The organism is Variovorax sp. Root473 (assembly GCF_001426505.1).
Classification (GTDB): domain Bacteria; phylum Pseudomonadota; class Gammaproteobacteria; order Burkholderiales; family Burkholderiaceae_C; genus Variovorax.
Window position 1 is genome coordinate 1,113,793 of sequence record NZ_LMEV01000017.1, and the last position, 25,996, is coordinate 1,139,788.

At 68.2% G+C, this 25,996-nt stretch carries 26 protein-coding genes; 15 read left to right on the plus strand and 11 right to left on the minus strand.

Annotated elements, in window-relative coordinates:
* Positions 1–103 precede the first annotated feature (103 nt).
* The 3 genes from ASD34_RS18535 to ASD34_RS18545 are packed head-to-tail and all read left to right on the plus strand — an operon-like array spanning position 104 to position 2,839.
* A complete protein-coding gene (locus ASD34_RS18535; RefSeq protein WP_056580159.1) occupies positions 104–1,141 on the plus strand; it encodes an ABC transporter substrate-binding protein in 1,038 nt (345 codons plus the stop codon).
* Positions 1,142–1,193: 52 nt separating this feature from the next.
* Positions 1,194–2,009, plus strand: a complete 816-nt coding sequence (locus ASD34_RS18540; protein ID WP_056580160.1) for an ABC transporter ATP-binding protein — start codon at positions 1,194–1,196, stop codon at positions 2,007–2,009.
* Positions 2,006–2,839 carry an ABC transporter permease gene (locus ASD34_RS18545; protein WP_056580161.1) on the plus strand — a complete coding sequence of 278 codons (834 nt, stop codon included), beginning with the start codon at positions 2,006–2,008 and terminating at the stop codon, positions 2,837–2,839. Before ASD34_RS18540 ends, ASD34_RS18545 begins: the two co-directional genes overlap by 4 nt.
* Before the next feature lie 172 nt (positions 2,840–3,011).
* Here ASD34_RS18545 and ASD34_RS18550 read toward each other — a convergent pair whose 3' ends face one another.
* Complete coding sequence (locus tag ASD34_RS18550) at positions 3,012–4,607, minus strand: transglycosylase SLT domain-containing protein (RefSeq protein WP_056580162.1); 1,596 nt, start codon at positions 4,605–4,607, stop codon at positions 3,012–3,014.
* A complete protein-coding gene (gene gloB / locus ASD34_RS18555; RefSeq protein WP_056580163.1) occupies positions 4,604–5,383 on the minus strand; it encodes a hydroxyacylglutathione hydrolase in 780 nt (259 codons plus the stop codon). Before gloB ends, ASD34_RS18550 begins: the two co-directional genes overlap by 4 nt.
* Here gloB and ASD34_RS18560 point away from each other — a divergent pair.
* Both ASD34_RS18560 and rnhA read left to right on the plus strand, forming a co-directional pair.
* On the plus strand, positions 5,382–6,152 hold the full coding sequence (locus tag ASD34_RS18560; protein WP_225616680.1) for a class I SAM-dependent methyltransferase: 771 nt from the start codon (positions 5,382–5,384) through the stop codon (positions 6,150–6,152). The two genes, gloB and ASD34_RS18560, sit on opposite strands and share 2 nt — an antisense overlap.
* 69 nt (positions 6,153–6,221) lie before the next feature.
* On the plus strand, positions 6,222–6,671 hold the full coding sequence (gene rnhA / locus ASD34_RS18565; protein WP_056580165.1) for a ribonuclease HI: 450 nt from the start codon (positions 6,222–6,224) through the stop codon (positions 6,669–6,671).
* A gap of 16 nt (positions 6,672–6,687) precedes the next feature.
* On the opposite strand, the gene glp is transcribed toward rnhA, so the two are convergent.
* The 4 genes from glp to ASD34_RS18585 are packed head-to-tail and all read right to left on the minus strand — an operon-like array spanning position 6,688 to position 11,132.
* Positions 6,688–7,998, minus strand: coding sequence for a gephyrin-like molybdotransferase Glp (gene glp / locus ASD34_RS18570; RefSeq protein WP_056580166.1), 1,311 nt, complete (start codon positions 7,996–7,998; stop codon positions 6,688–6,690).
* Positions 7,995–8,639, minus strand: a complete 645-nt coding sequence (gene mobA / locus ASD34_RS18575; RefSeq protein WP_157609711.1) for a molybdenum cofactor guanylyltransferase MobA — start codon at positions 8,637–8,639, stop codon at positions 7,995–7,997. Before mobA ends, glp begins: the two co-directional genes overlap by 4 nt.
* 11 nt (positions 8,640–8,650) lie before the next feature.
* Positions 8,651–9,793, minus strand: a complete 1,143-nt coding sequence (moaA, locus tag ASD34_RS18580; protein WP_056580168.1) for a GTP 3',8-cyclase MoaA — start codon at positions 9,791–9,793, stop codon at positions 8,651–8,653.
* Between the two features lie 49 nt (positions 9,794–9,842).
* Positions 9,843–11,132, minus strand: coding sequence for a serine hydrolase domain-containing protein (locus ASD34_RS18585; RefSeq protein ID WP_056580169.1), 1,290 nt, complete (start codon positions 11,130–11,132; stop codon positions 9,843–9,845).
* A gap of 278 nt (positions 11,133–11,410) precedes the next feature.
* Here ASD34_RS18585 and ASD34_RS18590 point away from each other — a divergent pair, with 278 nt between their 5' ends.
* Positions 11,411–12,334, plus strand: a complete 924-nt coding sequence (locus tag ASD34_RS18590) for a ZIP family metal transporter (protein WP_056580170.1) — start codon at positions 11,411–11,413, stop codon at positions 12,332–12,334.
* Between the two features lie 24 nt (positions 12,335–12,358).
* On the opposite strand, the gene ASD34_RS18595 is transcribed toward ASD34_RS18590, so the two are convergent.
* Positions 12,359–13,792 carry an aldehyde dehydrogenase family protein gene (locus tag ASD34_RS18595; protein WP_056580171.1) on the minus strand — a complete coding sequence of 478 codons (1,434 nt, stop codon included), beginning with the start codon at positions 13,790–13,792 and terminating at the stop codon, positions 12,359–12,361.
* Positions 13,793–13,847: 55 nt separating this feature from the next.
* A complete protein-coding gene (locus ASD34_RS18600; protein WP_056580172.1) occupies positions 13,848–14,402 on the minus strand; it encodes a peroxiredoxin in 555 nt (184 codons plus the stop codon).
* 132 nt (positions 14,403–14,534) lie between these two features.
* On the opposite strand from ASD34_RS18600, the gene ASD34_RS18605 reads away from it, so the two are divergent.
* The 8 genes from ASD34_RS18605 (at position 14,535) to ASD34_RS18640 (ending at position 22,062) form a co-directional block, all read left to right on the plus strand.
* Positions 14,535–16,100, plus strand: a complete 1,566-nt coding sequence (locus ASD34_RS18605; RefSeq protein ID WP_056580173.1) for a phospholipase D family protein — start codon at positions 14,535–14,537, stop codon at positions 16,098–16,100.
* 9 nt (positions 16,101–16,109) lie between these two features.
* The gene (locus ASD34_RS18610; protein WP_056580174.1) at positions 16,110–16,883 is read left to right on the plus strand and encodes a sterol desaturase family protein; all 774 of its coding nucleotides are present in this window, start codon (positions 16,110–16,112) and stop codon (positions 16,881–16,883) included.
* Complete coding sequence (locus ASD34_RS18615; RefSeq protein ID WP_056580175.1) at positions 16,864–17,805, plus strand: fatty acid desaturase family protein; 942 nt, start codon at positions 16,864–16,866, stop codon at positions 17,803–17,805. The genes ASD34_RS18610 and ASD34_RS18615 overlap by 20 nt, the downstream gene beginning before the upstream one ends.
* A gap of 4 nt (positions 17,806–17,809) precedes the next feature.
* Positions 17,810–19,729 (plus strand): StlD/DarB family beta-ketosynthase, encoded by a 1,920-nt coding sequence (locus ASD34_RS18620; protein WP_056580176.1) that lies wholly within the window; start codon positions 17,810–17,812, stop codon positions 19,727–19,729.
* The gene (locus ASD34_RS18625; RefSeq protein WP_056580177.1) at positions 19,713–20,624 is read left to right on the plus strand and encodes a DUF6999 family protein; all 912 of its coding nucleotides are present in this window, start codon (positions 19,713–19,715) and stop codon (positions 20,622–20,624) included. The genes ASD34_RS18620 and ASD34_RS18625 overlap by 17 nt, the downstream gene beginning before the upstream one ends.
* Positions 20,625–20,641: 17 nt before the next feature.
* Positions 20,642–21,010 carry a hypothetical protein gene (locus tag ASD34_RS18630; RefSeq protein WP_056580178.1) on the plus strand — a complete coding sequence of 123 codons (369 nt, stop codon included), beginning with the start codon at positions 20,642–20,644 and terminating at the stop codon, positions 21,008–21,010.
* Positions 20,997–21,245 carry a hypothetical protein gene (locus ASD34_RS18635; protein ID WP_056580179.1) on the plus strand — a complete coding sequence of 83 codons (249 nt, stop codon included), beginning with the start codon at positions 20,997–20,999 and terminating at the stop codon, positions 21,243–21,245. The genes ASD34_RS18630 and ASD34_RS18635 overlap by 14 nt, the downstream gene beginning before the upstream one ends.
* A 226-nt stretch (positions 21,246–21,471) precedes the next feature.
* Positions 21,472–22,062, plus strand: a complete 591-nt coding sequence (locus ASD34_RS18640) for a hypothetical protein (protein WP_056580180.1) — start codon at positions 21,472–21,474, stop codon at positions 22,060–22,062.
* 11 nt (positions 22,063–22,073) lie between these two features.
* On the opposite strand, the gene ASD34_RS18645 is transcribed toward ASD34_RS18640, so the two are convergent.
* The gene (locus ASD34_RS18645) at positions 22,074–22,919 is read right to left on the minus strand and encodes a metal-dependent hydrolase (protein WP_056580181.1); all 846 of its coding nucleotides are present in this window, start codon (positions 22,917–22,919) and stop codon (positions 22,074–22,076) included.
* A gap of 118 nt (positions 22,920–23,037) precedes the next feature.
* Here ASD34_RS18645 and ASD34_RS18650 point away from each other — a divergent pair, with 118 nt between their 5' ends.
* Positions 23,038–23,667 (plus strand): TetR/AcrR family transcriptional regulator, encoded by a 630-nt coding sequence (locus ASD34_RS18650; RefSeq protein WP_056580182.1) that lies wholly within the window; start codon positions 23,038–23,040, stop codon positions 23,665–23,667.
* Here the strand turns inward: ASD34_RS18650 and ASD34_RS18655 are convergent.
* Positions 23,664–24,806, minus strand: coding sequence for an ABC transporter permease (locus ASD34_RS18655; RefSeq protein WP_056580183.1), 1,143 nt, complete (start codon positions 24,804–24,806; stop codon positions 23,664–23,666). The genes ASD34_RS18650 and ASD34_RS18655 overlap by 4 nt on opposite strands.
* The gene (locus ASD34_RS18660) at positions 24,806–25,990 is read right to left on the minus strand and encodes an ABC transporter permease (RefSeq protein WP_056580184.1); all 1,185 of its coding nucleotides are present in this window, start codon (positions 25,988–25,990) and stop codon (positions 24,806–24,808) included. Before ASD34_RS18660 ends, ASD34_RS18655 begins: the two co-directional genes overlap by 1 nt.
* Between the last annotated feature and the right edge of the window lie 6 nt (positions 25,991–25,996).

Consider the following 25,996-nt stretch of genomic DNA (forward strand, 5'->3'; position numbering starts at 1 on the left):
CTTACGTGAAAACCCGCACGGGATGACCCCGATGCAGGCCGGCGGCGCGCACGCCTAAGCTCGATTCAGTTCACAAGAATCACAGAGCCCGCAGGACCGCGCCATGCTTCATCGCAGAACCCTCATTTCCGCCTCCGCAGTCGCTGCCGCAACGATTGCATTGCCGCGGGTCTTTGCGCAGCAGGCCAAGCTGGAGAAGACCAAGGTCTCCATCGCGGTGGGCGGCAAGGCGGCGTTCTACTACCTCCCGCTGACCATCTCCGAACAGCTGGGCTACTTCAAGGCCGAAGGCCTCGAGGTCGAGATTTCCGACTTCGCCGGCGGTGCGCGCGCATTGCAGGCCGTGGTAGGTGGCTCGGCCGATGTCTGCTCGGGTGCGTACGAACACACGATCAACCTGCAGGCCAAGAACCAGTTCTTCCAGGCCTTCGTGCTGCAGGGCCGCGCACCGCAGATCGCGGTGGGTGTGTCGACCAAGAACATGGCGGGCTACACCGGCATCCAGGACCTCAAGGGCAAGAAGATCGGTGTCTCGGCGCCGGGCTCCTCGACCAACATGGTGGCCAACCTCGTGCTTTCGCGCGGCGGCCTCAAGGCCAGCGACGTGAGCTTCATCGGCGTGGGCGTGGCGGCCGGTGCGCTCACTGCGCTGCGCTCGGGCCAGATCGACGCCATCAGCAACACCGATCCCGTGATGACGATGCTCGAGCAGAAGGGCGACGTGAAGATCATCAGCGACACGCGCACGCTCAAGGGCACCGAGCAGGTGTTCGGCGGCCCGATGCCCGCGGCCTGCCTCTACGCGCCGATCGACTTCATCCAGAAGCATCCCAACACCTGCCAGGCGCTGGCCAACGCGATCGTGCGCGGCCTCAAGTGGCTGCAGACCGCAGGTCCGGGCGACATCATCAAGACCGTGCCCGAGACCTACCTGCTCGGCGATCGTGCGCTGTACCTCGCGTCGTTCGACAAGGTGCGCGAGTCCATCGCCACCGACGGCCTCGTGCCGGCCGAAGGACCGAAGACGGCGCTCAATGCCATCGCGAGCTTCGACACCGCGGTCAAGGCCGACAAGATCGACCTCGCCAGGACCTACACCAACGATTTTGCAAAGCGTGCGAAAGACAGGTTCAAAGCCTGATTGCGAACGTTCAGCAACCCGGCTTCGGCCGGGTTTTTTCTTCCGGAGCGCCATGTCCGACTACGCACTCGAACTCCTTTCCATCCGCTGCACCTTCCATTCGAAGGACGACCCGGGCCAGCGCTACACCGCGGTGGACGACACCACGCTGCGCATCGGCGCGGGCGAGTTCGTCTCGGTCGTCGGGCCGACGGGTTGCGGCAAGTCGACGCTGCTGAACGTGGGCGCGGGCCTGCTGGAGCCATCGTCGGGCGGGGTGAAGGTCTTCGGCCAGCCGCTCACGGGCGTCAACAGGCGCGCGGGCTACATGTTCCAGACCGAGGCGCTGATGCCATGGCGCAGCGCCATCGACAACGTGAAGGTGGGGCTGCAGTACCGCGGCGTGCCCGATGCCGAGGCGCACGCGCAGGCCGAGGCCTGGCTCTCGCGCGTGGGCCTTTCGGGCTTCGGCGACCGCTACCCGCACCAGCTCTCGGGCGGCATGCGCAAGCGCGTGGCGCTGGCGCAGACGCTGGTGCTCGACCCCGACATCATCCTCATGGACGAGCCCTTCAGCGCGCTCGACGTGCAGACGCGGCAGCTGATGGAAAACGAAGTGCTCGAACTCTGGAGCGCGAAGAAGAAGGCCGTGCTCTTCATCACGCACGACCTCGACGAGGCGATTGCGATGAGCGACCGCGTGGTGGTGCTGTCGGCCGGCCCGGCGACGCGGCCGATCGGTGAGTTCGTGATCGACCTGCCGCGCCCGCGCGACGTGGCCGAAGTGCGCACGCAGCCGCGCTTCGTCGAACTGCACCGGCAGATCTGGGAGGTGCTGCGCGACGAAGTGCTCAAGGGCTACGCACAGCAACTGAGGAAGGCCGCATGATGCCTCGCCTCGACGCGCGCCATGCGCGCTTCTGGCAGCTGATGCTGCTGGCCGTGATCCTGGTGGCCTGGCACGTGGCCTCGCGCAACGACCAGATCGCGTTCTTCCTCGGCCAGCCGATCGTGGTGGCGGGGCGCATCTGGAGCTGGTTCCTGCCCTTCGAGGTGCCGCCGAACCTGCTGTTTCCCGAAGGCCTGAAGGGCAACGCCGACATCTACCGCCACCTGGGCACCACGCTGCTCGAAACGGTGCTGGCCTTCGGCATCGGCACGGCGCTCGGGCTGGGTTGCGGCCTGTGGCTGGCGCTCGCGCCCACGGCGAGCCTGATCCTCGATCCGTACATCAAGGCCGCCAACTCGATGCCGCGCGTGATCCTCGCGCCGATCTTCGCGCTGTGGTTCGGCCTTGGCATCTGGAGCAAGGTGGCGCTGGCGGTCACGCTGGTGTTCTTCATCGTGTTCTTCAACGTCTACCAGGGCGTGCGCGAGGTGAGCCCGGTGGTGCTGGCCAACGCGAAGATGCTGGGCGCCAACCAGCGGCAGCTGCTGCGCACGGTGTACCTGCCCAGCGCCACGAGCTGGGTGTTCTCCAGCCTGCACACGTCGGTGGGCCTGGCCTTCGTCGGCGCGGTGGTGGGGGAGTACCTGGGTTCGGCGCGTGGCGTGGGCTACCTGATCCTGCAGGCCGAAGGCACCTTCGACGTGAACACGGTCTTCGCCGGCATCGTGGTGCTCACGGCCTTCGCGCTGGCGCTCGACGGGCTCGTGGGGCTGATCGAGAAGCGGCTCATGAAGTGGCAGCCGCGCAGCGGGGAGACCGAGAAACTCTGAACTGCACGTTCAGCGCGCGAATCGCCTTCAGTGGGTCTGGCGCGTCTCGATGTTGACCTGCACCAGCGCGCGTCCCGCGAAGAGGCCGCCGGACATCCTTCGAACGCCATGGCCTGTCCTCCGGACATCGTTTTTTTGAGGGGGCCGGCGTCGCCCGCCGGCAGGACGGCGCTCAGCGCTTGCGCTTGGACGGCGTGCCGCCGCGCGGCTGGCGCGCCACCACCTGCTTGGCGCTGCTGCTGCCGCGTGCCGCGGTCTTGCCCGGCGTACCGCCGCGCTTGGATGTGACCACCGCCGCACCCCGGCCGCGTGCAGGCGCCGCGCCCGAGCCGACACGCGCCGTGGGCGTGGCGCGCACCGGCAGGTAGACGACCACGCTGTAGCCGCGCTTGAAGGCATGGTTCGTGTTGACGTCGTTCCAGTCGGCCACGGCAGCGGGCTTCAGGTTGTAGCGGCGCGCGATGCTCGCCACGTTGTCCGAGCGACGGGCCTTGACGGTGGTGCGGCGCGTGATGACCTCGGGCTGGAAACTCAGGTGGCCGCCATCGGCCACCACGGCCGCCACGTCTTCCTTCACGCGCGCGCCGCGCGGCACGATGAGCGTGGAGCCGGCCTTGATGAGCATGCGCGGCGGTACGTTGTTGAGCGCGCGCAGGTCCGACTCGCTCATGCCTGTGCGTTGGGCGGCGTCGGCCACGGTCATGGTGGAGGGCACGACCCAGGCTGTCCAGCTGGCGTACTGGCCCTGCGCGTAGGCGTCGAAGTTGCGCTTGAAGACCGCAGCGTTGTCCCAGGGCAGCAGGATTTCGGGCGTGCCGGCCGCGATCAGCACGGGCTTGTGGGCAGCGGGGTTGAGCGCGCGGAAGTCTTCGATGCGCACGTCGGCCAGCTTGGCCGCCAGTTCCACATCGAGGTCGCGCGTGAGCGGCACGGTCTGGAAGTAGGGGTGGTTGGCGATCAGTGGCAACTCGGCGTTGAAGGCCTGCGGGTTCGCCACGATGTTCTTCACGGCCTGCAGCTTGGGCACGTAGAGCCGCGTTTCGGCGGGCATCGACAGGTCGCTGTAGGTGGTGGGCAGGCCCAGGCGCTGGTTCTTGGCGATGGCACGTCCCACGCTGCCTTCGCCCCAGTTGTAGGCAGCCAGCGCGAGCTGCCAGTCGCCGAACATGCCGTAGAGCTTCTGCAGGTAGTCGAGCGCGGCGCGGGTGGAGGCCACCACGTCGCGGCGGTCGTCGCGGAAGATGTTCTGCTTGAGGTCGAAGTCGGTGCCGGTGGCGGGCATGAACTGCCACATGCCGGCGGCGCGCGCACTCGACACGGCCTGCGGGTTGAAGGCGCTCTCGATGTACGGCAGCAGCGCCAGCTCGGTCGGCATGTTGCGGCGTTCGAGCTCCTCGACGATGTGGAAGATGTACTTGTTGGAGCGCTCGGTCATGCGCTGGATGTAGTCGGGCCGGCTGGCGTACCACTGCTCGCGATCACGCACCAGGTCGCTCTCGAGGTTGGGCATCTTGAAGCCGCGGCGGATGCGGTCCCACATGTCGGCGGGCGGTGCCAGCGTGACCACGCTCTGCGAATGCGCCTGGCCGCTGGTCAGCGGGCTGAGATCGCTTGCACTCGGATAGACCGGCGTCGCCTTGCCCGAAGGGCGGGCGCCGGTGCCGCCGGCGGAAGCGGTGGTGGCGGAGGAAGACGCGCTGTTGTCCGTGCCCGCGCAGCCCGCGAGTACCAGGGAGCCTGCAAGGCAGGTGGCAACGATAAATTTCATCGGAAGTCGTTTTTCCATTGGCGCAGCGCGGCGAACACCTCGGCTTCGGCGGCATCCGCGGAAAGCTCGGCATGGGCCCGCACTGCTCGAAGGACAGTGGCTTCGCGGCTGCGAAGAAAGGGATTGATCCGGCGTTCGATCGCCAGTTGCGAGGGCAGCGTGGGCTGCCCTTGTGCGCGCAGGCTTTCGCAACGCGCGTTGTAGTGAGTGAGTTCGTCGTTGCCGGGTTCCACGGCGCGGGCAAACTTCAGGTTAGCAAGTGTGTATTCGTGGGCGCAGCACACGCGCGTGTCGCCGGGCAATGCGGCCAGGGCGTCGAGCGAGGCGAGCATCTGCGCGGGCGTGCCCTCGAACAGGCGGCCGCAGCCGCCGGAGAAAAGGGTGTCGCCGCAGAACAGCACGGGTGCCTGCGCGGCCGAGGCGGGCAGGAAGTACGCGATGTGCCCGGCCGTGTGGCCCGGCACGTCGAAGACCTCGAAGCGCAGGCCCAGGGCCTGTGCGATGTCGCCCTGCACCAGCGGCGTGAAGGGCTCGGGGATGCGCTCGCGCGCAGGGCCCCACACCTTCGCACCCGTGGCCGCATGCAGCGCGGCCACGCCGCCCGTGTGATCGGCGTGGTGGTGCGTGACTAGAATCGCGGCCAGCTGCAGCTTGTGGTGCGCCAACGCATCGAACACCGGTTGGGCATCGCCCGGGTCCACCACGATGGCGTGGTGCCCGTCGTGCAGCATCCAGATGTAGTTGTCAGCAAAGGCGGGCAGCGGAACAAGGGTCATGAGCGGTCAAATTATAGGTTTGCAGGATTGGTTCGCGACCCCCCCGGGCCGTTACCTCCTGGCCTGGGAACAGGCCCAGTTCGACGAAGCGGTGGCCGATGTTTTCGGTTACCACGCCCTGCAGCTCGGCGCCGCCGAGGTCGACGGGCTGCGCGCCAACCGGATGCCGCACCGCTGGCTGGCCCTGACCGATCCGATGCGGGCCGGCAAGGCCACGCTGGTGACCGATTTCACTGCGTTGCCGTTCGCGGCCAACAGCCTCGACCTCGTCGTGCTGCCGCACGCTCTGGAACTCAGTCCCGATCCGCACGCCACGCTGCGCGAGGTCGAGCGCGTGCTGGTGCCCGAGGGCCGGGTGGTGATCTGCGGCCTGAACCCGACGAGCCTGTGGGGCCTGCGGCAGCGCCGCGGGCACCTTTACCGCCGGCTGGGCCTGGGCGAGACCTTCCTGCCCGAGGCCGGCGAGTTCATCGGCTACTGGCGCATGCGCGACTGGCTGCGCCTGTTGAGCTTCGAGGTGGAGTCGGGCCGCTTCGGCATCTACCGGCCGGCGGTGCGCAGCGACGCCTGGCTGGAGCGCTCGCGCTGGATGGACGCCGCCGGCGAGCGCTGGTGGCCGATCTTCGGCGCGGCCTACTTCCTGGTGGCGGTGAAGCGCGTGCGCGGCATGCGGCTGCTGAGTGCCGACTGGCGTCGGGCGGCAGCGCGGGCCACTGCGCCGGTGCCCATCGCGGGCAAGGTACACCGCAGCAAAGCGGGCAAGAATTGAATGGAACAGAACACAGAAGCGGGCGGCATCGCCCGCGTCGGACAGCCACAGAAACAAGGAACAGTCAGTTTGAACGAAGTCGTGATCTACACCGATGGCGCGTGCAAGGGCAACCCGGGACCGGGCGGCTGGGGCGCGTGGCTCAAGTCGGGGCCCACCGAGAAGGAGCTGTTCGGCGGTGAACTCAACACCACCAACAACCGCATGGAACTCACGGCCGTGATCGAAGGCCTGGCCGCGCTCAAGCGGCCCTGCAAGGTGCTCCTCTACCTCGACAGCCAGTACGTGCGCAAGGGCATCACCGAGTGGATTCGCGGCTGGAAGGCCAAGGGCTGGGTCACGGCGAGCAAGGAGCCGGTGAAGAACGTCGAACTCTGGAAGCGCCTGGACAAGCTGGTGTCCGAAGGCGGCCACCAGATCGAGTGGCGCTGGGTGAAGGGACACTCGGGCGACCCGGGCAACGAGCGCGCCGACATGCTGGCCAACAAGGGCGTGGACAAGGCATTGGGCCGGATCTGACCGGCAGCGCCTGGGGCTAGATCAGCCCCTCGAAGATTATCACGTCGACCTCCTGGCCGGCGTCCACATGGCCCTGGTCGTGGTGCAGCACCACGAGCCCGTTGGCCTCGACCATCGAGCTCAGCACGCCCGAGCCCTGGTGCGCCGCCACCTGCACTTCGGGCAGCGCGCCCGGCACCTGCCGGACGAAACCGCGCTGGTATTCGGTGCGGCCCGGCTTCTTGCGGATGGCCCCGGCGCTGCGCGCGCGCAACAGCGGCGGCGCAGCTGCGGCCGCGTCGTGGCAGCCCATGAGCCGCAGCAGCGCCGGCCGCACGAAGGCCAGGAAGGCGACCATCGCCGCCACGGGATTGCCCGGCAAGCCGAACAGCACGACGGGCGAGGCGGCGGCCTCGCGTGGAATCAGCCCTACCGCCAGCGGCCGTCCGGGCCGCATCGCGACTCGCCAGAAGGCCATGTCGCCGAGCTGCTGCATCACGTCGCGCGTGTGGTCGGCCGCGCCCACGCTCACGCCGCCGCTGGTGACGATGGCGTCGGCCTGGCGCGCTGCGCGCTGCAGCGTGGCCGCGAGCGTGGCGGGGTCGTCGTGCACGAGGCCGAGGTCGATCACCTCGCAGCCCAGCCGCGTGAGCAGGCCGAACAGCGTGTAGCGGTTGCTGTCGTACACGGCGCCTTCGCGCGGCGTGTCGCCCAGGCACAGGATTTCGTCGCCGGTCGAGAAGTACGCCACGCGCAGCCGCCGCCGCACGGTCACGCGCGCCAGGCCGAGACTGGCGACCATGCCGAGCGCGGCCGGCGACAGGCGTTCGCCGCGCCGCAGCGCCGGCTGACCCCGCCTCAGGTCTTCGCCGGCGAGGCGGCGGTTGTCGCCTCGGCCGAGCACGCGCGCCGGAAAGCAGACCTGGTCGCCGTCGACCTTGCAGAACTCCTGTGGGATCACGGTGTCGAGGCCGGCCGGCATCATGGCGCCGGTCATGATGCGCACCGCGTCGCGCGGCCCCAGCGCGCCGCGCCAGGCCGAGCCGGCCAGTGCCGTGCCTGCCACGCGCAGCGTGAGCGAATGGTCGATCGGTGCGTTGGCCGGCAGCAGCGCGCCGTCGAAGGCGTAGCCGTCCATGGCGGAGTTGTCGTGCGGCGGCACGCTCACGGGCGAGACGAGGTCGTCGGCCAGCACGCGGCCGAGCGCGTCGCGCAGCGCGAGATCTTCGGACTCGGCCACGGCCAGCGGCGCGACGAGGCGCGCGAGAAAGGCAGTGACGGTGTCGACGTCGAGATCGCCCGCGTCATAGTCCGCGAGATCGGCGGCAATGGCGGCGATGCGGCTCATGGCTGTTCGAGCGTCAGCAGGTCGGCCAGCGTGTTTGCGTTGAAGAAGGCGTCGGGCGCGTCGCCGGGGCGGTCGAAGGGAACGGTCAGGGCGTTGTGCTGCGCGGTCCAGGCGCCGACCTTGCGGCCGCCTTCCTCGACAAAGCGGCGCAGGCTGTCGCGCAGTTCGATGTGCAGCAGGCAGAACACCGGCTGGCGACGCAGCACCGTGCGGCCGTCGGCGTCGGTTTCAGGTGCGGCGGCCATGGCGATGCGCGCGTGGGAGCCGTCGGCGGCGAGGGCCTCGGCCAGCCGCGCCGCCAGGTCGGGCGGAAAGCGCGGCGTGTCGCAGGGCACGGTGAGCAGCCAGGGCGTGGGGCAGTGTTCGAGTCCGCTCAGCATGCCGGCCAGCGGCCCGGGGTGGTCGGGCACGCTGTCGGCGAACACGGGCACGCCCAAGGCCTCGTAGGTCGCGAAGTTCCGGTTGGCGTTGATGAGCACACCACCGACCTGCGGCCGCAGCCGTTGCACCGCGTGCGCGGCGAGCGTCTCGCCCTGCAGCAACTGCAGGCCCTTGTCGACGCCGCCCATGCGGGTGCCGCGCCCGCCGGCGAGCACGAGGCCCGTGATGTCGGCCGCTGTGATGGCCGGTGCGGTACCCATGGCTGGCGGCCTCATCCGCCGATGTAGCTCATCTCGACGCGGCGAGGGGCCGTCGCGTCGGGGGCGCTGTCGTCGGGGCCGCGCAGCGCGCGCAGCTCGGAGTAGCGGTCGGCGCGGCCCTGCCAGATGTGGCCGATGGCGGAGGCGATGTCGCCGTCGCTCGCGCCGTCGCGCAGCATCGGTCGCAGGTCGTGGCCCTGGCTGGCGAACAGGCACAGGTAGAGCTTGCCCTCGGTCGACAGGCGTGCGCGGCTGCAGTCGTGGCAGAAGGCCTGGGTCACGCTGCTGATCACGCCGATTTCGCCGCCGCCGTCGGCGTAGGCCCAGCGCTGGGCGGTTTCGCCGGGCGTGGTGGCTTCGAGCGGCACGAGCGGAAACTCCGCCGCGATGCGCGCGACGACTTCGGCCGAAGGCAGCACCTCGTCCATGCGCCAGCCGTTGGTGGCGCCCACGTCCATGTACTCGATGAAGCGCAGCACGACCTTGCCGCCGTGGTGTTCGCGGAAGTAGCGCGCCATCGGCAAGATTTCTTGCTCGTTGGTGCCGCGCTTGACGACCATGTTGACCTTGATCGGGCCCAGGCCCGCTGCAATGGCAGCGTCGATGCCGGCCAGCACGTCGGCCACCGGAAAGTCGACGTCGTTCATGTGGCGGAACACGGCGTCGTCCAGGCTGTCCAGGCTCACGGTCACGCGCTGCAGGCCGGCGGCCTGGAGCCCGGCGGCCTTGCGCTTCAGCAGCGAGCCGTTGGTGGTGAGGGTGAGTTCGAGCGGGTCGCCGTCGGGCGTGCGCAGCTCGGCGAGTTGGGCGATGAGCCCTTCGATGTGCTTGCGCAGCAGCGGCTCGCCGCCGGTGAGGCGGATCTTGCGCACGCCGTGCGAGGCGAAGAGGCGCGCCAGGCGCGTGATTTCCTCGAAGCTCAGCAGGGCGCTGTGCGGCAGGTACTGGTAGTCCTTGTCGAACACATCCTTCGGCATGCAGTAGCTGCAGCGGAAGTTGCAGCGGTCGGTCACGCTGATGCGCAGGTCGGTCAGCGGGCGGCCCAGCCGGTCGGCCAGCAGCCCGGTGGCGGGCACGGCGACGTCAGGCGCGGCCACGACGGCGTGGCCCGCGGGGACGATCGGAATGACGGTGCTGCTGCTGCTGTTCTTCATGGGGCGGTGCCGATTTTGCGCCAAGGCCCGCGGTTGCGTGCCATGCGGGCTACTTCAGCACCGCCGCATAGACCATGTTGCGCGCAAGGCTTCGGTAGTGGGTGCGGTACTTGGGCGACTGCAGCATGAGCACGACGAACATCTCGTTCTTCGGATCGACCCACATGTAGGTGCCGCCCGCGCCGCCCCAGTTGTACTCGCCGCCGCCGGATGGGTAGGGCGCTTCGCCGTCGTTGCGGCGCACCGCGAAGCCCAGGCCGAAACCATAGCCCGGACCGGGCAGGTAGAGCGGGCCGGCCGCGATGCCGGCACCGGCGTTCGAGTGGTCGCTCGTCATCAGCGCCAGCGTGCGCGGGCCGAGGTAGCGCGTGCCGTCGAGCGTGCCGCCGTTGAGCAGCATCTGCAGGAAACGCGCGTAGTCGGACGCGGTCGAAACCAGCCCGCCGCCGCCCGACTCGAGCTTGCGCGCGATGCGCGGATCGTTCAGGTCGGCGCCCACGCCGAAGCTGCGGTCGTTCGGCAGCGGCTCGGCAATGCGCGGCTGACGCGCCGGCTCGGACACGTAGTACGTGGTGTCCTTCATGCCCAGCGGGTCGAACAGACGCGTCTTTTCGAACTGGTACAGCGACTGGCCCGACACCACCTCGACCACGCGGCCCAGGATGTCGGTCGAATAGCTGTAGTCCCAGGTCGTGCCGGGCTGGTAGGCCAGCGGCAGCTTGGCCAGGCGCTGCGAGAACTCGGCGTTGGTCGGATCGCCGTCCGCGAGGTTGGCGGCGTTGTAGGCCTGCTTGACCAGCCCCGGGCCGAAGAAGCCGTAGGTCAGGCCCGAGGTGTGGCGCATGAGGTCCTGCACGGTGATCGGACGGCGCGCGGGCACGGTCTCGAGCACGGGCTTGCCGTCGGCGCCGGGCTTCTCGATGCCGACCGTCATGCGGGCGTACTCGGGCAGGTACATCGCGACCGGGTCGTCCAGCTTCAGGCGGCCGTCTTCCACCAGCATCATCGCGGCGACCGTGGTGATGGGCTTGCTCATCGAGTAGATGCGGAAGATGCCGTCACGCGGCATCGGGGTGCCGGCGGCCGCGTCGAGCTTGCCGACCGGCTCGAACCACGCGACCTTGCCCTGGCGCGCGACCAGCAGCACCGCGCCGGGGATCTTGCCGGCCGCCACGTCGGCCTTGAGCACGTCGGTGAGTTTCTGCAGGCGTTCGGTCGACAGACCCACCGACTCGGGCCGGGCGGTGGGCAGCAACTGGGCGGTGGCGAGCAGCGGCAGGGCGAGGCTCAGGCCGAGCACAGCCGTGCGCATCAGGGCGCGGCGCTTCAGGAAAGTCATGCGTGTTGTCTCCGTCGGGGGTGGATGGATGGAACCGGCAGGACGGTCTTGACGCCGTCCGCTCGAACCGGTCGCGGGGCAGTGTATCGGCGGAACTGTACGGAGGGGTTGGCAGATTGGCGTTATCTATCAGCCCGATGTCTTGACGCAGACAATGAGAATTACTATCATTTGAGCGCCTGAGTACGCAGCACAAACACCGTGGTGAACCGGTGCCGAGGTGGCCCGCCGCCATGCCGCCGCGACCGCCGGCCGATGATTCGACAAGGAGCCCGCCCATGAACGACCCGCAGCAAGGCACGACGGCGACGCAACCGTCGCCGAAGTCGCCGCACCCGGTGCGCGAGTGGGTCGGCTTTGCCATCGTCGCGGCCGGTGCGCTGGCGCTGGCGTCGCAGTTCTGGTCCTTCGTGCGCGCTGACCCGCTGGTGTGGAACGCGCTGCGCGGCGGCTCGGTGGCGGCGCTGGCGACCGCGCTGGGCACGCTGCCGGTGCTGTTCTCGCAGAAGCTGCCCGACCGGCTGCAGGACACGCTGTTCGGCTTCGGCGCCGGCGTGATGCTCGCGGCCTGCGCCTTCTCGCTGATCATTCCCGGGCTGGACGCCGCCAAGTCGACGGGCGTCTTCGGCGGTGGCGCCTGGGCGGCAGGTGGCGTGATCGGCGCGGCCATCCTGCTCGGCGGCCTGGTGCTCATGACCATGGACCGCGTGCTGCCGCACGAGCATTTCATCAAGGGCCGCGAAGGGCAGAGCGGGCGGCAGCTGCGCCGCACCTGGCTCTTCGTGTTCGCGATCGCGCTGCACAACGTGCCCGAGGGCCTGGCCATCGGCGTCGGCTACGCAGCCAGCAACGGCGTGCGCGCCGATGCGCTTGCCACCGGCATTGCCATCCAGGACGTGCCCGAAGGTCTGGTGGTGGCCGTGGCGCTGCTGGCGGCCGGCTACAGCCGCCTGTTCGCGGTGCTGATCGGCATGGCGTCAGGGCTGGTGGAGCCGCTCGGTGCCGTGCTCGGCGCGGCGGTGGTCGGGCATTCGGCGATGCTGCTGCCGTGGGGGCTGGGCTTTGCGGCAGGTGCGATGCTGTTCGTGATCAGCCACGAGATCATTCCCGAATCGCACCGCAAGGGGCACGAAACCTATGCGACCAGCGGGCTGATGATCGGCTTCGTGCTGATGATGCTGCTGGACACCGCGCTGGGCTGACGCCCGGGCGCGGCGTCGTCAGCCTCAGCCGTGCTTGATGGCGACGGTCTTCAAGGTCGTGAAACCGTACAGCGCCTCGAAGCCCTTTTCGCGCCCGTAGCCCGACGACTTCACGCCGCCGAACGGCAGCTCGACACCGCCGCCCGCACCGTAGTTGTTGATGAACACCTGGCCGCTTTTCACGCGCTTGGCCATGCGGAACTGGCGCGCGCCGTCGGCCGTCCAGACGCCGGCCACGAGGCCGAACTGGGTGGCGTTGGCCAGGGCCACGGCTTCGTCCTCGTCGGCGAACTGCATCGCGGCGAGCACGGGCCCGAACACTTCTTCCTGCGCGAGGCGATGGCCCACGGGCACGTCGCGCAGCAGGGTCGGGGCTTGGTAGAAGCCGGTCTCGGGCGCTTCCTCGACCACCACGCCCTGCGCCACCATCGGGATGCCGGCGTGCTGCGCGTCGCTCAGAAAATCCCACACGCGCTGCTGCTGCGTCTGGCGGATCAGCGGGCCGACGTCGAGGTCCATCGCGGCGGGGCCGACGCGCAGGGCTTCGAAGGCGTGGCCCAGGCGCTCGAGCAGGGGCTCGTAGATGTCGCGCTGGATCAGCACGCGCGAGCCTGCCGAGCAGGTCTGGCCGGCGTTCTGCACGATGGCGTTGATGATCACGGGAATGGCCGCGTCCAGGTCAGCATCCGCAAAGATGATCTGCGGGCTCTTGCCACCGAGTTCGAGCGTGACCGGGCAATGCCGCTCGGCCGCCACCTGCTGGATCAGCGTGCCGATCTTCGGGCTGCCGGTGAAGCTGATGTGGTCGATGCCTTCGTGGCGCGCGAGTGCGTCGCCGACTTCATGGCCGTAGCCCGTCACGATGTTGAGCGCGCCGGCCGGAAAGCCGACCTCGGCCGCCAGCTGCGCCACGCGGATCAGCGACAGGCACGCGTCTTCGGCCGGCTTCACCACGCACACGTTGCCGGCCGCCAGCGCGCCGCCTACGCTGCGCCCGAAGATCTGCATCGGGTAGTTCCACGGAATGACGTGGCCAGTGACGCCGTGCGGCTCGCGCCAGGTGAAGACGCTGTAGCCGTCTTGATACGGAATGGTCTCGCCGTGCAGCTTGTCGCACGCGCCGGCATAGAACTCGAAATAACGCACCAGCGCCACGGCGTCGGCACGGGCCTGCTTCACGGGCTTGCCGCAGTCGCGCTGCTCGATGAGCGCGAGCTCGTCGACATGCGCGGCGATCTTTTGCGAGAGCTTGAAGAGCAGGCGGCCGCGGTCGGCGGCGCTGACCTTGTGCCACACGCCCTCGAAGCAATCGCGCGCAGCGCGCACGGCGGCGTCGATGTCGGCGGCGTTGCTGCGCTGGATTTCGTCGAAGGGCTGGCCGTCCGACGGGTCGATGACGGGGAGGGTGCGGCCGGAGGCGGAAGGAACGTCCGCGTTGGCAATGTAGTTGAGTTGCATGGGGCGAGATTTTGCGCGAAGCCCGCCCCGCGCGTGGCGCCCCGGCCGCCCCGCCTTACTTCGCTGCGGTGGCTTTGGGCAGCGCGCGCACGGCGTTCAGCATGCGCTCGACGTGCTTGTCGGGGTTGAGGTTCTGGTAGTAATAGGCGACCTTGCCGTCGGTCGCGATCACGTACGACAGTCGGTTGGCGAAGTCGGGCCGTGTCTGCATCAGCGCGTCGAAGCCCTGGATCACGGTCTTGCCCTGGTCGGACGCCACCGGAAAGCGGCTCTGGCACGACTTGACCGAAAACTTGGAGAGCGTGTCGATGTCGTCGGCCGAAACGCCGATCACCGTGGCCCCGAGCGCGGCGAACTTGTCGATGGCTTCGGCGAAGGCATGGGCCTCGATGGAGCAATCGTTCGAGTCGGCTGCCGGAAAGAAATACAGCACCACCGGCCCCTTGGCCAGCGCCTCGGCCAGCGAGTAGCGGAAGGTCTTGCCGCCGAGCGCGGCCGTGGCCGTGAACTTGGGCGCGGGATCGCCGATATCGAGTGCGGCGTGGGAGGGTACCCCGGCGGCGAGGGCCGCGGCCCATAAAGCGGTGCGCAGAAGGAGCGATCGGGCCATGATGTAACTCCGAAGCGAAGTGAACCGAATTCTAGGCCGGTACCCTGCGGAAAGGGTTCGCGTTGAAACCGTTGCGGGCGCGGCGGCGTACATCCGGTCAATGGCAGCGACAACGACAAGAGGAATCCGATCATGAATGCCTGGGCCCGGTCTTTCCTGCGCACGGTGCTGGCTGGCGTACTGCTGGCCCTGCTCGGCGCATGCGGCTCGCTGCCGCCGGCGCGCGAACGCCCGGCCGAACACGCGGCCGCCGCCGACCCGGGCACCGCGCTCGCGAAGATCGTCGCGGCCTCCACGCCGCCCGGCGAGCATTCGGGCTTTCGGCTGATGCCGCTGGGCGTGTACTCGCTCGACGCGCGCCTGCAGCTCGCGCAGCGCGCCGAGCGCTCGCTGGTGGTGCAGTACTACCAGCTCGAGAACGACGCCACCGGCCGGCTGCTGCTGCGCACGCTGCGCGAGGCGGCCGCGCGTGGCGTGAAGGTGCGGGTGCTGGTGGACGACCTGTACACGGTGAAGAGCCAGCAACTGTTGCTGGCGTTGTCCGAGACGCCGAACGTGTCGGTGCGCCTGTTCAATCCGTTCTGCTGCGCGCGCAATGGGTTTCTGTCGCGCTTCGTGGTGTCGATCTTCGATGTCCACCGCCTCAATCACCGCATGCACAACAAGCTCTTCATTGCCGACGGCACCATGGCGGTGGTGGGCGGGCGCAACATCGCCGACGAATATTTCGTGCTGAGCGAAGCGCAGAACTTCATCGACATGGACGCGCTGGTGGTCGGCAAGGTCGTGCCGCAGCTCGAGAGCATCTTCGACGCCTACTGGAACAGCGACCAGATCTGGCCCATTGCCGAGATCGTGCGCAAGGCGCCGGGTGCCGTTCCCTTCGACGACGAGGTTGGCATGGCCGGGCCGCCGCCGAAGGTCGTGCTGCCGCCTTCGGACATCCTCGGCTATGGCCCCATCGCCGAGGAACTCGATGGTGGCCGCATGGGTCTCTTGTGGGGCGAGGCGCGCGCCATTGCCGATCCGCCGTCCAAGCCCACGACGCTGACGGCCGAAGACGCGATTGCCACCAGCGTGACGATGAAGGTCTGGGCGCTGCTGCTCGACGCCAAGACCGAGGTCGACCTGACCTCGCCCTACCTCGTGCCCGGCGAGCGCGGCATGGCCGCCTTCGAGGACCTGGCCAGGCGCAAGGTCAAGCTCACGCTGCTGACGAATTCGCTGGCCGCCAACGACGAGCCGCTGGTGCACACCGGCTACGCACGCTACCGCGAGCGGCTGCTCAAGAGCGGCGCCGACCTGTACGAACTGAGCCCGCAGCGCACCACCGCGAGCATGCGTTTCGGCAGCTTCGGTACCTCGCTGGGCCGGCTGCACGCCAAGACCGCGGCCATCGACAAGACGCGCATCTTCGTCGGCTCGATGAATCTCGATCCGCGCTCGGCCAGCCAGAACACCGAGATGGGCGTGGTGGTCGACAGCCCGCAACTCGCGCGCGAGATGCTGCGCATCATCCATGTGAGCAAGCTGCAGAACTCGTATCGGCTGCGGTTGTCGAAAGAGGGCGGCACGCTCGAATGGCTCACGAACGACGGCGAGAAAGAGATGATCCTCACCTCGGAACCCGAGTCGGGTTTCTTCCAGCGCCTGTACAACACCCTGATCTCCCCGCTGGTGCCCGAGATGCTGTTGTAGCCTCGGGGGATGGCGCAGACCTTCACTTCACTTTCGGCCCCGCAGGTCATGCTGTGGGGCCTGCTTTTTTTCGGCGGCATCTACCTGGGTTTCGGCGCGCTCACCTGGCTGCTCACGAAGCGGGTGCTGCCGGCGCTGCGCATCGGACGCATGCTCGACCCGCGACCCTTGCAGCCGGGCCAACTGCGGCGCGAGCTCACGCAGTCGGGCATCTCGGTGCTGATCTTCGGGCTGGGCATGGTGTTTCCGTGGGGCCTGTTGCAGCTGGGCTGGGCGCGGCTCGAGCCCGACGCGGGCTGGCGCCGCATCGGCATCGAGATCCTCGTGCTCGCGGTGTGGAATGACGTGCATTTCTGGCTCAACCACCGGCTGCTGCACACGCGCTGGCTGCGCCGCTTTCATGGTCCGCACCACCGTTCGTTCGTGACCACGCCGTGGGCCACCTACAGCTTTCACCCGATCGAGGCGCTGATGCTCGGCAACGTGATCCTGTTGCCGATGGTGCTGCACGACTTCAGCTTCTGGTCGCTGGCATCGGTGCCGGTCTTCAGCCTGTTCTTCAACTGCGTGGGGCATTCGAACTACGACTTCGTGCCGCGCGTGTCGTACAGCCACTGGTTCGCCGCGAGCCGCCGCCACCACCTGCACCATGCCGTGCACAACGGCAACTACGGCTTTCAGTTCACCTTCATGGACCGGCTGTTCCGCACGCGCATCGCGGCCGACGCCGCCGAGCCGCTGTTCCAGGCGTTTCGAAAGAAGCATGGCGCCACGACGGCCTGACGCGCGCCATCGGCTGCCCAGGCTGCGCCACTGGCGCGACTGGCAAAGCCTCGCGTATCTCGTCGCCTTGCCCGTGCTGGCGGCGTGGCAGTGGGTGCACGGCTTCCAGGTGGTGCTGTATGCGCTGATGCTGTTCCTCACGCTCGGTATCGGCGTGATCCACCACAACCACGTGCACCTGCGCATGTGGCGCGGTCGACGCATGAACCGCTTGACGGACTTCTGGATCACGCTGCTGCAGGGCCACCCGACCTTCGTCTTCTGGCCCGCGCACGTGGCCAATCACCATCGCCACCGCCACGGGCCAAAGGACGTGGCGCGCACTTACCGCTTCGGCGGCGACACCAATCACCTGATCGGCTACCTGCTGCATCCGTTCCAGGCCGTGTGGGTGCTGATGCCTGTGTTCTTCGGCTGGCTCGCGCGGCTGCATCGTCATCACCGGGGCGCGTGGCGCTATTGCATGGCGCAGTACGCGCTGTGGCTGGCGAGCTGGACCGTGCTGCTGGCGGTCGACTGGCGCAAGGCCTTGCTGTTCGTGATCGTGCCGCAGCTGCACGGCCTGCACTGGCTGCTGGCCACCAACTACCTGCAGCACGCGCACGCCGACGGCCGCAAGACGCCGCGCAAGGGGGCATCCGGCGATACCCGCGGTAGCCAGCTGAACTACGCCCGCAATTTCGAGGGGCTCGTGAACCCCTTGCTGTTCAACATCGGCCTGCACACCGCACACCACGAGAACCCGCATGCCCATTGGTCCGAGCTCACGCACCTGCATCACACGCGATACCGCGCGCAGGTGGCATCCGTGCTCAACGAGGGCGGGCTGGTGCCGTACATGGTGCGCGTGTTCGTGCTGGGGACCGTGTGGCCGCGTTTTCGCAGCCGCTCGCTGATGCCTCCCGATTCACCCATCTCCTGAACCCATGCCCGTTTCATTCCAACGCGTGTACCTCGAAAGCGCCGGCTACTTCATGCCCGGCGAGCCTGTTCCGAACGACCGCATGGACGCGTACATCGCGCCGCTCAATCGCATGTCGGAGCGCATCAAGCGCCGCATCCTGGCCGAGAACGGCATCCTGACGCGGCACTACGCGATCGACGAAGAAGGCGTGACGCGCCACACCAACGCGCAGCTGGCGGCCAGCGCGATCCGCGACTGCCTGCAGCGCGGCGGGGCCGAGCTGTCGCGTGTGTCGCTGCTGACCAGCGGTTCCTCGGGAGGCGACACGCTGATGCCTGGCTTCGCCAACATGATCCAGGGCGAGCTGGCGGCGCAGCCGATGGAAACGCATTCGGTGCACGGCATCTGCGCGGCCGGCGTGTCGGCGATCCAGACGGCCGCGCAAGGCATCGAGCTGGGCGCGCACCGCTCGGCGCTGGCGGTGGCGAGTGAAATGCCGTCGCGGCTGTTCAAGCGCTCGCGTTTCGCGGCGCGCGGCTACGAGACCGATTTCGACTCGCACTTCCTGCGCTGGATGCTGTCCGATGGCGCAGGCGCGCTGCTGCTGTCCGACGGCACGCCCGCGCTGGCCGGCAAGCCGGGGCTGCGCCTGAAGCTGAAGTGGGTGCACCAGCGCGCCTTCTCGGGTGACTACCCGGTCTGCATGCAGCTCGGCCTGACCGAAGACCGTGCGCGCGGGCATCTCGATTTCGGCTCGTGGGCCGAGGCCGAGGCCGCCGGCGCGTTGTCGCTGCGCCAGGACATCCGCCTGCTGCCGCACCTGTTCGACATCGGCATCCACGAGTACGCGGGGCTGGTGCGCGACGGCTGGGTCGATCCGAAGCGGGTCGACCATTTCCTGTGCCACTACTCGTCGGAAAAATTCATCCCGGTGGTCGAAGACCTGATGGCCAAGGCCGACCTGGCGATTCCGCGTGAGCGCTGGTGGAGCAACCTCGCGTGGCGCGGCAACACCGGGGCGGCATCGATCCTCGTGATGCTGGCCGAGTTCCTGCACACCAAGTCGCTGAAGCCGGGCGAGCAGATCTTCTGCTACGTGCCGGAGTCGGGGCGCTTCATGGCGGCGTACATGCTGCTCGAGGTCGAGGCCGTCGATGCGGCGCCTGTCGTGATCGCGCCGCGCATGGCGGCGGTCTTGCCCGACGACGACCTCGTCATCGCGCCGCCGCACGACCCGGCTGCCGCGCCCGAAGGCCTGGGCGCCTTGCTGACCGAACTCGCTGCCATCTGGCACGACTACCGCTCGCGCGTGTGGCGCACGCCGCTGATCCGCCAGATCCGCGAGCGCCGCTTTGCCGTGCCCGACTACCTGAACTGGATGGAGCAGTGGGTGCCGCAGGTGCGCGAAGGCAGCCTGTGGATGCGCGAAGGCGCGGCCTCGCTGAGCGAGCCGTACCGCATGCTGTCGTCGCTGATCGACGTGCATGCGGGCGAGGAGCAGAACGACTTCAACATCCTCTTCAGCGACTACCGCAAGGCCGGCGGCACCGTCGAATCGATCGACGAGTTGCGCCGCAACCCCGGCGGCGAGGCGCTCAACGCCTACCTGCACGGGCTGGCCGCCACGCGCGATCCGATCGGGCTGCTGGGCGCCATCTACATCATCGAAGGCACGGGCCAGCGCATCGTGCCGGCGCTGCTGCCGCTGCTCAAGGCCAGCCTGAAGCTGCCGCCCGACGCCTTCCGTTTTCTCGAGTACCACGGTCACAACGACGAGCACCACCTGAACCGCTGGCTGGCCGCGGTCGAGATGGTGATGGCCGTGGAGGGGCAGGCCCGCGCCGCCCGCCAGATTGCCGACACCGCGCGCCACACGGCGGCGCTGTACCTGATGCAGTTCCAGCACATCACCGAACGAATGCCTCATGAGCCGAACGCCTGAATTTTTGACGCAAGCCCACGACGAGCGGGACCCCAGCCCGTGGCTGGCGCTGTACCTCGACCAGAGCACGCCGCTGCCCGACGATGTGAAGTCGGCGTGGCTGGCCGATTCGAGCTCGGCCTCGCGCCAGTACCTGCTGCCGTTCCTGCGGCCGATTGCGCGGCTGACGATCATCCTGATCCAGATCGTGAAGGTGTTCGTACCTCGCAACTGGTCGCACTCGATGCTGCTGCACCGCTTCCTGGCGTGGGGGCTCAAGCGCTTCGTGTCGCCCGAGGCCAACTGGCTGATCCTGCGGCACTTTCACCTGGGCTCGCAGGTGCTGAGCTTCATCGGGCGCAACTCGCCCGCGCCCGTGGCCACGTCGCCGCTGGAGCCGGCGGACATCGACGCGCTGAAGGACGAGATGTTCCTGAAGCACGACCTGAACCTGTTCAATTTCGTGATCCGGCTGAACACCGCGCTGCGCGACAAGGGGCTGGCGCTGTGCAAGGCCGAGCAGATCGATTTCTCGATGATCCAGTCGCCGGCGCTGCGGCTGGAAGACATGCCCCAGGGCAAGCTCAATTTTCTCGACCTGCAAAGCGCCATCGAGCTGTTCACGCCGCTGTACCAGCTCATGCTGACCGACAACGATTTCTGGCGCGCGGCCAACTCCTTGCAACTGGACGAGACCATCGGCATCTACGCGGCGACCATCCTGAATGCGCCCGAGCACCTGATCCTGGTCAACAACAAGCATCCGCTGGTGCCGCTGTCGACCTTGCGGGCCGGGCACAGGCTGGTGATCCACGGCTTGTCGACCGAAATGCTTCACAGCCTGCTCCAGCGCATGCGCGCGGCGCACGAGGTCGGGGCGCCGGAGCCACTTCGGCGCGACCCGCCCCTTGCATAGGGGTATGCTGTCCCCACATGCAAACCATGAACACGACCCGAAATCCGTCTCCCAAGACCGATCTGGCAGTGACCCACGTGCTGGCCCAACTGCTGGAGAAGCTTGAGCACAGCGCCGTGCCCGTCGGCGCCGAGCAATACCGCGCGGTGGTCGAGCACCTGGTGCATGAATTCGAAGACGTCGAGCCCGGTGCCGAATTGGGCCAGTTGCTCGATGCCTATCCGGCCGCCTCCGAGGTCTACGAAAATATGAATTACCAGCACGCCGGCCTTTGCCGCTCGGCGCTGGACGTTTCCCTGGCCGCCGAAGGCGCAGCCAGAGAAGCCATTGCCCGCGCCATGCGCGGTGACGAACCGAACAAGGACAAGATGCATGGCCAAGGGTGAAGTGAAAACAGCAGTGGTGGCGGACGGCCTGCGCTACAAATCGAAGGCGCCGGGCTCTCCGTTCCGCGCCTCGGCGTCGTTCAGCGGGGCCACGATGTCCTGCTTCATGTGCGGCAAGCACCGCGTGCGTTCGCAACTGCGCACGCGCCAGGTGCTGGGCAAGTCGCAGACCGTTTGCGCACCTTCGTGCAAGGCGCTCGACGAGGCCCTCGAGGCCGAGGCATCGTCGAGCTGAGCCCCTGGCACGGCGCTGCGTCGTGCCAGCGACATGGCCTCGACGCCATGTCGTGGTTTGCCTTCCCCGGCGGCCGTAATCGTTATACAGTTGGAAACAGTTGATGCAAATAATTGCATTTAATCTAAAGTTCTAATTTGTAGCCGATGACCACTCAAATCCAGCAAGAAGGCGAGCGGTGCCCCGCGGTGGGTGTGGATTTTTCTGTGCGTGGAGGGGCTGATCTGTGAACAAGCCACGACACGTCGTCATGCAGGTCGTCAAGCGCTCGTCCGGCAGTGCCACACACCACGTCGAATTCCTCATGGACGACAACTTCGCCGAGCGTCTGCGCCAGCTGCGCTCGCTGGTGCCGCCATTGAGTGCCCTGAACAAGCAACGCGACCTCGTGATCGACAAGGTCCGCGTGCGCCTGCCCAATGCCATCTGGCGCTCGGGCAACGAGATCGCGATCGACGGCGGCGTGGACGGCTCGTGCATCGTGATCGCGGCCGAAGGCTCGTTCAACTGCGGCGGCAAGGACCGCCGCACGCGCGAAAAGCTCGTCACCTACAACTTCTCGATCGCACGTTTGATCGAACTGCACGGCGAACGCCCCGAAGGTGAAACGCTCTACATCCGCGATGGCGTGTTCGCCAACGACGAACCGGCCGAATCGCCGGCCGGCCGCTGGGTGGCTTCGATGCACGAACTCGAAGTGGTGATGCGCGTGCCCGACGCCCCGTCGGATTTCGACACCCTGCACGACCTCACGCTGCGCGCCGACTTGCAGACCCAGCCAGGCACGCTGACCTCGCACCGCAGCAGCATCTACTGACGCCGGTGCTTTCAGGCGGTCGCTGCGGTCGCCGCCGTTGGTGCGCCCACCGGCGTGAACTGCGCGCCGTTGTCGGCCAGCCAGCGCGCCGACAGGCTGCTGTCCTGCTGGTCGGGGTGGAAGTCGCTGCGCAGGTACAGGCGCCAGCCTGCGACGTTGCCCCTCAGCAGGCCACCGCTGCCAAGGAGAATGCGCGCGGCGCTCTTCCAGGTGGCCCATTTCCACAATTGCTTTTCATGCCGCAGGTTGTCGACCGTCTGGCGCATCAGGTCGCCGAGGAACATCACCGTCACGCGTCGGAACCAGCGTGTGCGCCATTCGTCGGAGCCGCCCGCGGCCTTGTAGATGTCGAAGGCCACGCTCTTGTGTTCCAGCTCTTCCGCGCTGTGCCACAGCCACATCGTGCGCAGGCGGGGCTCGGCGCCTTCGAGAATTTCGGGGCGGGCCAGCAGCCACTCGGCGAACATGGCCGTGAAATGCTCCGTGGCCGCTGTCACGGCCAGCGCGTGGCGTGGATCGGCACCGTCCATCAGTTCCATGCGCTGGCTGGCGCGTGCGGTCCAGCGGTCGACCAGGCCTTGCTGGCCGAGGTGCGCGTTGAACAGCGAATGGATGCGCCGGTGCGTGGCCTCCTGCCCGATGAAGCCGCGCACGTCGGCGCGATAGCGCTCCTGCACCTCGGGCGGCAGCGTGGCCATGGCGTCGCGCACGGCGTCGATGAAAAACTGCTCGCCGAAAGGAAAGCTCATCGACAGGGCATTGAAGAAGGCCGTCGAAAAAGCGTCGCCGCCGCACCAGTCGCGGGAGAAGGGCGGCTGCAGGTCGATCAGCAGGCGGCGGACAACGAGTTCGGTCATGGGAAGGCAATTCCTGAGGTCGTGGGCACAAGTTGGTACAACTTCGTACCGCGTGCCGCCATGGTGCAATTGTGAACTGGTACTGTCAAGTACCGAGGCGTAGGAAAATGAATCCGACATGACTGCCACCATCGACAAACCCGCCATGCCCGACGCCGCCGAAGGTGCGCCCAGCGAGCACTACACGCGGCTGCTCCAGGGCATGGCGCATGCCGTGGCGGCCAAGGGCTACGCAGACACGACCATCGCCGACATCGTGCGCGAGGCCGCGGTGTCGCGGCGCACCTTCTACGAGCACTTCAGCACCAAGACCGAGTGCCTGATCGCGCTGTACGAAACGGCCAGCCGGCTCGGCCTGCAGGCCGTGAGCGAGGCTTTCGATCCGGCCCAGCCCTGGCACACGCAGGTGGAGCAGGCGATGACCGCGTACATGGACTACCTCGCCCAAGACCCGGTGCTGCTGCGCACGCTGTTCGTCGAGATCCTGGGGCTGGGCCTGCCGGGCCTGGCGGCGCGGCGGCGCGTGAACGCCGAGATCGCCAACTTCATCCAGGTGGCGATCAACAGCAGCGATTCAGGTGAGGTGCCCGCGGCGCACCTCAGCAGCCAGATGGCGATGACGGTGGTCGGCGGTATCAACGAATTGGTGCTGCAGGCCATCGAGCAGGACCGCGTGGGCGACCTGCGCGAACTGGTGGCGCCTGCTACGCGGCTGGTGCGCGCCGTGGCGGCGGACAGTCGCCGTTAGGCCGGCTCCGCCTTGCGCGGTGTCGCCGCGATCCACAGCGCGAGCAGGCCCGCCGCCACCATCGCCGCCAGCGCCCCGAGGTACGGCAACACGTCGTGCAGCGGTGCCCCCATCTGGTTGAGCCGCAGCGAGGCCTGGATGCCCGCCGTGCTCGGGAACAGCCAACGCAGCGCCTGCAGCGGGGCGGGCAGCGCCTCGACGGGCCACGAGAAGCCTGAGAGAAAAGCCATCGGCAGCGCCGTGAACAGCAGCACCTGCAGCGCGCGTTCGCGGTCGCGGAACCAGCAGCCCAGCAGCAGGCCGAGCACGCAGATCGCGGGCACGTAGAACAGCAGCAGCACCAGCGCGGCGAACGGATTGCCGCCGCGCGGGTAGTCCTGCAGGAAGAACACCCAGCCGAAATAGAACAGGCCGCTCAGCACGCCGAAGCCCGACAGCGCGCCCAACCGCCCGAGCCACGCGCCCATGCCCGCGCGCAGGCGGCGGGCCTCGGCCCAGGTGCCGGCCAGCATCGCGGCGCCCATCAACAGCGTCTGTTGCAGGATCAGCAGCGCGACGGCAGGGACCACGTAGCTGCCGTAGCCCTCGGTCGGGTTGAACAGTGCCACCAACTGCGTGTTGAGCGGGCTGCGGCTGCGCGCCGCCTGCGCCGCGCTCTGGCCGCCGGCCTGCAGCTTGCGGATCTCGACACCGGCCGACACCGTGCCCACCGCTTCCGAGAAACCGTACAGCACCGCCTTGTTCAGCAGCGCATAGGCGCCGTTGCCCTCGATGCTCACCACCGCCGGCGTGCCGCGCAGCACGTTGCGCTTGAGGTCCTGCGGCAGCAGGGCGTAGCCCTCGATCTCGCCGCGCCACAGCGCCTGCTGCGCCTCGTGCACGTCGGACGTGACCATGCGCACGTCCAGGCGCGGGCTGGCCATGGCGAAGCGCGCGATCTGCCGCGACAGCCCGCTGTGGTCCTGGTCGACCACCGCCACCGGCACCCGCGTGACCGCCTGCGTGCCGTAGGGCCAGGGGTAGAAAAAGCCGTAGATGATGGGCGCGAGCAGCATGATCAGCAGCACGCCCTTGTCGCGCAGCACGGCGAGCGTGGTGTCGCGCCAGGCGGCGGCGAAGTGTTGGGTGGGCCCGCTCATCAACGGCCTCCCCAGGTATCCGGTGCTGCAGCCGCACGCATCAGCAGCGTGGCCGAGACGGCCAGCAGCACCATCGTGCCCACCACCATCCACAACGGCGTCGCGGCCGAGTACGCCACGGGCGCGCCCATCTGCAGCTGCTCCATCTGCACGCGGATGTAGTGCGTGTAGGGCAGCAGGCTGGCCCACAGCTGCGCAAGCACCGGCATGGCGACCAGCGGAAAGCCCACGCCGCCAAAGGCGAAGGCCGGCGCCGTGATGAAGCCGGTGGCCGACAGCGCGGTGCGCAGCGAGCGCGTGAGGCTCGACACAAAGGCGCCGAGCGCGATCGACAGCGCCACGAACACCACCAGCGCGAACAGCGTCCATCCCACCGAGCCGACCGGGTGCCAGCCGCGGCCCGCGGTGATCCACAGCATGGCGGCGATGCCCACGGCCGACAGGCTCGCGAACGGCAGCGCCAGCTTGCCCGCCAGCGCGGCCAGCGCCTCGTGCCAGCGCGGCGCGGTGCCGAGCCAGCCGCCGAGGCTGCGGTCGCGCAGCTCGCGGCCCACGGCCCAGGCGCCGGCCGTCATCGCGAGGATGTGCAGCAGCGCCGGGATGAGCGCGGCGCCGAGAAACTGCTCGTAGTCGGTCGAGGTGTTGAACAGCGCCACCATGCTGGCCTTGACCGGGTCCATGCTCACGCGCGCGGCCTTCATCGATTCGCCGCGCTTGTTGCGCACCGCGAGTTCGACGCCGGCCGACACCGTGGCGACGGCGGTGCGCACGTCGCGCTGGATCAGGCTCGAATGCGTGCCCAGCTGCGCGTTGTGCAGCAGCACGACCTGCCCGACGCGACCCTGCTTGACGTCGCGGCTCAGCTCGCGCGGCAACTGCACCGCCGCGTCGACGGCGCCGCTGGTGAGCGCGCGCTGCATTTCGCTTTCGTCGGCGTACTGCTGCGCCACGCGCAGGCCGGGCGTGGCGTCCAGGAAGCGCACCAGCTGGCGCGAGAGCGCGGAATGGTCCTGGTCGAGCACGCCGATCGGAAGCCGTTCGGGCAGGCCGGCCGAGAAGATCCACCAGATCAGGAACACCGCGAGCAGCGGCACCCACGAGATCATGGCCAGGTCCCACGGGCGCGTGCGCAGCAGCGCGAACTCGCGCCGGGCGCTGGCGGTGGAAAAGCCGCACAGGCTCATGGAGGG